Source organism: Desulfitispora alkaliphila, from assembly GCF_050433185.1.
GTDB lineage: Bacteria > Bacillota > Desulfitisporia > Desulfitisporales > Desulfitisporaceae > Desulfitispora > Desulfitispora alkaliphila.
In genome coordinates this window covers 1-6,363 of sequence record NZ_JBNPXS010000070.1, presented here as the reverse complement: position 1 = coordinate 6,363, position 6,363 = coordinate 1, and the positions used below count along the sequence as shown (strand labels likewise).

The window sequence follows — 6,363 nt, the reverse complement described above, 5'->3', positions numbered from 1 at the left end:
TGCAATTAACTTAATGAACCGCCAAGTACCGAACGGTATGCTTGGTGGTGTGAGAGGACGGTAGATAAAATAATTATCTACCTCCTACTCGATGAGGGATGCGATAAAATTAAATTAGAGAGGAATTAAGCCTTAGGAGTATTAAGCGGAAGTCTGAGGAGTAAATTTAGCTGTAAGGAACACCAGGGGCTGTTGATTAAAGTTATAAGAGTAAATATAATAATGATAAAGGTTATCAATGATAAGCATTTTCATTACATACAAGGAGGCGTGCATAAGAGCAGAGTATTTTTTTTAAAAGTTAACTGAGAAGTAATATCATTCAAATTAGGAGGAGTGTAGTATGTTTTCTAAATTTAAAAAGTTAGGATTTTTAGCCTTAATTTCCATTTTAGCATTGGGTTTATTAGCAGGGTGTGGAGGTAATGAGCCTGCAGATGAATCTAACAATGAAGAAATAGTAGCCGATAGTGATGCAGGTGAGCTAGTTGTATATTCAGGCCGAAATGAAAGATTTGTACAGGACTTATTGGATAAATTCTCTGAGGAAACAGGAATAGAAGTTAGAGCATTACATGGAGCTAACCCATTACAAGTTGTAGAGGAAGCAAACAATGTTCAAGCAGACGTCTTTATTTCTAATGATTTAGGAGCTTTAGGATACTTACATCAACAGGGCTTATTACAAGGGTCGAACCCTGAAGGCATAGAAACTATTGATGAAATGTTTCGCGCTGATGACAACGCATACTTTGCAATTTCAGCAAGAGCACGAGGCTTTATTTACAATAAGGATATGATTACTGAGGAAGAAATGCCAAAAAGTATTGAAGATTTATTTGATGCTAAATGGGCAGAAGTTGAGAATGGCTATGCCATTACTCGCGGTGGCAATGGTGGTATGATAGGACATATTTCAGCTCTTCGCTATCAGTGGGGTGATGAAAAGACTGCAGATTGGATTGGGGCAGTTAGAGAAAATGCTGCTGGAATTTACCAAGGTCATGGTGATATAAGAAGATCTGTAGGTGCTGGTGAGCACTCCTTCGGTCTGGTAAACAACTACTACTTCCACCAACAGTTAGTGGAGCCAGATAACAACAATGTAGGCTTTATCTACTTAGACCAAGGAGACGACCAAATGGGGGTAATCGCTAACGCTGCAGGTGTAGGACTAGTTAAGGGTGGCCCTAATGCAGAAAATGCAAATGCCTTTATCGAGTGGTTATTAAAGCCTGAGAATCAAGCAGCTTTTGTGGGAGAATCATTAGAACTTTTAATTAACGCAGAATTTGGTGCGGTTTACCCACCAGAAGTTGAGCCATATATAGTAGACTTTAATGAATTAAAGGTTCAGGATATGCCTGTTAAAGAATTGGGTAACTTCTTTGAAGACACAAGAGCTCTAATTGAGGCATCTGGACTAGACTTGGATTTAAGATAAATTATAAATTTAAATAATCTGAAGTTTTAGGAGATGGCATTATGGATAAATGCAGCAAGAGAAAACAACTAAATAGTACTCAAAATGCTCAGGTTGGGGAACATAGTTCCCCAGCCATTCTCCGTTTTTTGCAAAGGACATGGTTAAATATTTGGCGGGGAAATCCACCAGGACCTGTGCTTCTGACTATTGGTTTGATTATCGCCTTGGTAATGTCCATTCCAATTATTTATGTAATTTGGCGCTCTCTTTTTGCAGGTGCAGACCGCTGGATGCGCTTACTGGATGAGAGAATACCCCAACTGCTGTGGAGCACCATGTCTCTTACCATTGCTGTTACCACATTTGCTGTGATAATTGGAGTCTCGCTGGCGTGGATCGTTGTGCGCACTGATATTCCGGGAAGTAAAATGTGGCGGTGGCTCTTGGCACTACCCCTCTTAATTCCCCCTTATGTGGGAGCTGTGACCTATATTATCGTGTTTGGACGCAGCGGGTGGGCCCGAGATTTTTGGCGAGATACTCCGTGGTTGATGAATAACCTTGGAGATTACCCAATAGACATTTATACCTTTGGAGGGGTCTTTTTTGTATTGACCATGTTCACCTACCCCTATGTCTACCTGATTGCCAGTGCTTCTTTGCGCAAAATGAATCGCAACTTTGAAGAAGCTGCCCAATCCCTGGGAATGAGTAACTGGGAGATATTTTGGAAGGTAAACTTGCTCTTTTTGAGGCCGGCAATTGGAGCGGGGGGCATTTTAGTGGCCCTTTATGTGCTGTCTGACTTTGGAGCTATAGCAATGCTCCGATACGTTACGTTTACAGCTGCAATATATTTTCAACGAGCGGGGTTTGATACGGCTTCGGCTGCAGTATTGAGTTTAGTACTTATTATCCTAACTATTGCAATCTTGTGGATTGAAGCTCATACCAAGAAGAAAAATAAGTATTACCAAACGGGGAACTCCTACAGGAAACCTATTGTCCTGCCGCTTGGGAAGTGGAAGCCCCTGGCTATAATATATGTAAGCGCTGTATTCTTTGTTTCAGTGTTGTTGCCAATCAGTGTTCTGATCTACTGGTCAAAAATTGGGATTACTATGGGAGCACTTGATGAGAGGTTCTTTGGGTTTGTGTTAAACAGTTTAAAGGTTTCAGGTCTTGCAGCATTACTGTGTATGCTGTTTGCAATGCCGATTATCTATTTAAAATCCAGATATCCGTCGGTTATTTCAAGGGGAATAGATAGATTGAGCTATGCAGGTTATGCACTTCCAGGAGTAATTGTAGCACTTGGTTTTGTATTTATATTTAACAATCACATCCCTATGCTTTATGGCACATTTTATATGGTAGCATTGGCTTTTGTGGTTAGATTTTTACCCCAAGCCATGCAAGCAGGTGATGCCTCCTTGAGTCTGATATCGCCAAAAATAGATGAGGCAGCCCGTAGCCTTGGGTACCCTCCGTGGAAGGTAATGCTCAAGGTGATTCTTCCCAATATGCTACCTGGAATAATAGCTGGAGGCGCTCTTGTCTTTGTCAGTTCAATTAAAGAGCTCCCTGCAACACTCATGCTGCGACCACCAGGATTTGATACTTTAGCGGTTAGAATTTATTTTGAGGCTCATGAAGGAATTTATCACTTGGCAGCACCCTCTGCACTGTTAATTATATTGGTATCCATTATTCCCTTGCGCTATATGTTAAGCAAATATTAAGGTAGGTGAAAAATGATGTTTGATATAGAATTAAAATCAGTTACCAAAACCTATATGGGGGCAGACAGACCTGCTATTAATGATGTGTGTTTAGCGGTAGAGCGGGGTAACATAATTACCCTTTTGGGTCCTAGTGGTTGCGGGAAAACCACCACATTGAGGCTAATAGCAGGATTTGAGCGGGCAGAAGCAGGTAAAATAGCTTTGGCTGGAAAGGTTGTTAGTAACGGCTCAACTTGGGTTCCTCCTGAAAGGAGGGGCGTAGGCATGGTGTTTCAGGATTACGCCCTATTCCCCCACCTAACTGTCTTTGATAACGTGGGCTTTAACTACAAAGAGAAAGATAGAAAGAGTAGAATAATGGAGGTTCTTGAATTAGTAAACCTGATAGGCTATGAAAAGCGCTATCCCCACGAGCTTTCAGGAGGTCAACAGCAAAGGGTAGCCTTGGCTAGAGCCTTGGCAAAAAGACCTGTTGTTGTCCTTTTAGATGAGCCTTTTAGTAACTTAGATGCAGGACTGAGAACCCAGATGCGAGTTGAAGTTAAGCGTATTATTAAAGAGGCGGGTGCTACTGCTATTTTAGTATCCCATGACCAAAAGGATGCCTTGGCTATATCTGATCGGATTATCGTAATGAAAGATGGGGTAATACAGCAAAATGGAACTCCGAGAGAAATATATCAATTTCCTGAGAATAAATTTGTAGCTTCTTTTGTAGGGCAGACTAACCTAATTGAAGGCACAATAGGGTCTGATGGGAAATCAATTGACACTGGTTTTGGAAATATTCCATGTTTTCATACCCATAACATGCAACCTGGAGAAAAGGCATGTATCTCTATAAGACCTGATAGTCTGGAGATGGATCAGTCTGGACCGATTAAAGGGCGGATAATAGAGTCAACATATACCGGAGAAGCCATTGATGCAACTGTAGAGGTTAAATTGAAAAAAGGGAAAAAGCAGAACTTATTAATTCATGTTCACCCAGAAATTGTTGTTAACAAAGGTGAAGAGATTAATTTGAAAGTTCTACCTGATTTCGTGGCTGTAATGAGCAATACAGACGAGAGTGAAAGAATTCTATAGTAATCTATTCTAACGCAGTGTGAGAAGTTAATAATACCCTTAAAAAGATGTCACCTCAAATAGAGCGGTTGGATAAAAAAGAAAAAAAATGGTATCATTAATGCATAGAAAGACCTGCGCGGAAGAAAAAATACCAGTAGGTCTTTCTAAAAATATAAGTTCTTTTAAAAAACAAGGAGGAGAACTAACATTAGTCTCAGTGATCAAGTAAAAAAGAATGTTTATAGTAAAGTTGAGGAAAATGGGATTGAATTTATCCGACTGCAATTTATTGACATCTTTGGGGTATTAAAAAGCGTAAGCATTACAACTGACGATTTGGAGGAGGCTCTAAATGGCAACCTTATGTTTGATGGATCGTCAATTGATGGGTTTGCCAGAGTCAATGAGTCAGACCAATGTCTAGTACCAGACCCTACTACTTTTGAAGTAATGCCTTGGAGGCCTAGTGAGCAAGGAGTAGCTCGCATGATTTGTGACGTATATACACCAGATGGAGTTCCATTTGAAGGTTGTCCCCGAGGAAACTTAAAAAGGGTGCTGCGAGAAGCAGAAGAAATGGGATTGGAATTAAATGTGGGTCCTGAAGGAGAGTTTTTTCTATTCCACACAGATGAAAAGGATCGCCCAACTTTCGACATTCACGACCGGGCAGGTTATTTTGATTTAGCTCCCATTGATAGGGGCGAGGATGCAAGAAGAGATATTGTGCTGACTATGAAGAAAATGGGCTTTAGGATTGAAGCCTCTCACCACGAAGTAGCGCCAGGTCAACACGAAATTGACTTTAAATATGATGAAGCACTAAAAACTGCAGACAAATGGGTAACCTTTAGAGATGTAGTAAAAAATATAGCCAAAGAACATAAGCTCTATGCCACCTTTATGCCAAAACCCTTTGCAAAAGAAAATGGGTCGGCAATGCACTGTAACCAATCGTTGTTTAAAGACGGTAAAAATATATTTTTCGACCCTGATGCAGAGAATGGCTTGAGTGAAACAGCCCTATACTATATAGGTGGTTTATTGAAGCACGCTAAAGGGATGACTGCTATAGCTAACCCAGTGGTAAACAGCTATAAAAGGTTGCGACCTGGATACGAGGCTCCTGTCAATATTGCATGGTCTCAATCAAACAGGAGTACCTTGATTAGGATTCCCAATAGAAGGGGCTCTGCTACTAGAGTTGAACTGAGAAGTCCTGATCCAATAGCTAATCCGTATCTAATATTTGCTGTTATGCTAAAAGCAGGTATGGAAGGAATAAAGAATAAAATCATGCCTCCAGAATCAGTGGAAGAGGATGTCCACAATCTATCTCCTAAGCAAAGGGCTGAGTTAGATCTAGGCCACTTGCCTAGAGACTTATACGCCGCTTTAAAAGAGATGGAAGCAGACCCTCTTATCAAGGAAGCTGTTGGCGCCCACACTTTTAATAGATTTTTAGAGGGCAAGTATCAGGAATGGAATGAATATGCTGAACAGGTTCATCAATGGGAGATAAAGAACTATTTAGGAAAATATTAAGCGATTAGACCGTATAGAGTTTTTTCTATACGGTCTAATCAGTCATTAATGTTTAAATATTGCAACATTGACAGCGAAAAATATTGATAGTAGAATAAGGTAGATACATAGGTATGTTATACCAAAGCAAAGCTAAAGGAAGGGTGAACAGATTGAAAATTACTGAAGCAGCTGAAAAAAAGTTAAAAGAAGTTCTTGCTAAAGAAAACAATGAAAATCTGAAAGTTAGAGTCTTTGTAAATGGCGTTGGTTGAGGCGGTCCTAAATTAGGCCTGTCTCTGGATGAGACAGTTAATGAGAATGATACAGTGGTTGAAGAAAAAGGTATATCGCTAGTTTACGATAAATCTGTTGAAGGGTTTCTCAATAACCCTGTAATAGATTTTTCTAAAACAATGTATGGAGAAGGTTTTACAATCAAAGGATCAAATAATTCATCTTGTTGCTAATTAAAAAGCAACTACCTGTTACGGGTAGTTGCTTTTTTTATGTGTGCCCGGCACGGGCGGTAACTTGGCGGTGAAAGTCCGCTGTGGGCTTGGTAGTGGGAACCACTAGCCAATGACAAGGGTGTCC

At 40.3% G+C, this 6,363-nt stretch carries 4 protein-coding genes; all 4 read left to right on the top strand.

Annotated elements, in window-relative coordinates:
• Nucleotides 1–343 precede the first annotated feature (343 nt).
• The 4 genes from GGQ84_RS15075 (at nucleotide 344) to glnA (ending at nucleotide 5,787) form a co-directional block, all read left to right on the top strand.
• Nucleotides 344–1,444 (top strand): extracellular solute-binding protein, encoded by a 1,101-nt coding sequence (locus GGQ84_RS15075; protein WP_429163632.1) that lies wholly within the window; start codon nucleotides 344–346, stop codon nucleotides 1,442–1,444.
• Between the two features lie 41 nt (nucleotides 1,445–1,485).
• The gene (locus GGQ84_RS15070; RefSeq protein ID WP_429163631.1) at nucleotides 1,486–3,168 is read left to right on the top strand and encodes an ABC transporter permease; all 1,683 of its coding nucleotides are present in this window, start codon (nucleotides 1,486–1,488) and stop codon (nucleotides 3,166–3,168) included.
• Nucleotides 3,169–3,180: 12 nt separating this feature from the next.
• Nucleotides 3,181–4,260 carry an ABC transporter ATP-binding protein gene (locus tag GGQ84_RS15065; protein ID WP_429163630.1) on the top strand — a complete coding sequence of 360 codons (1,080 nt, stop codon included), beginning with the start codon at nucleotides 3,181–3,183 and terminating at the stop codon, nucleotides 4,258–4,260.
• Between the two features lie 189 nt (nucleotides 4,261–4,449).
• Nucleotides 4,450–5,787, top strand: a complete 1,338-nt coding sequence (glnA, locus tag GGQ84_RS15060; RefSeq protein WP_429163633.1) for a type I glutamate--ammonia ligase — start codon at nucleotides 4,450–4,452, stop codon at nucleotides 5,785–5,787.
• The last annotated feature ends 576 nt before the right edge of the window (nucleotides 5,788–6,363 follow it).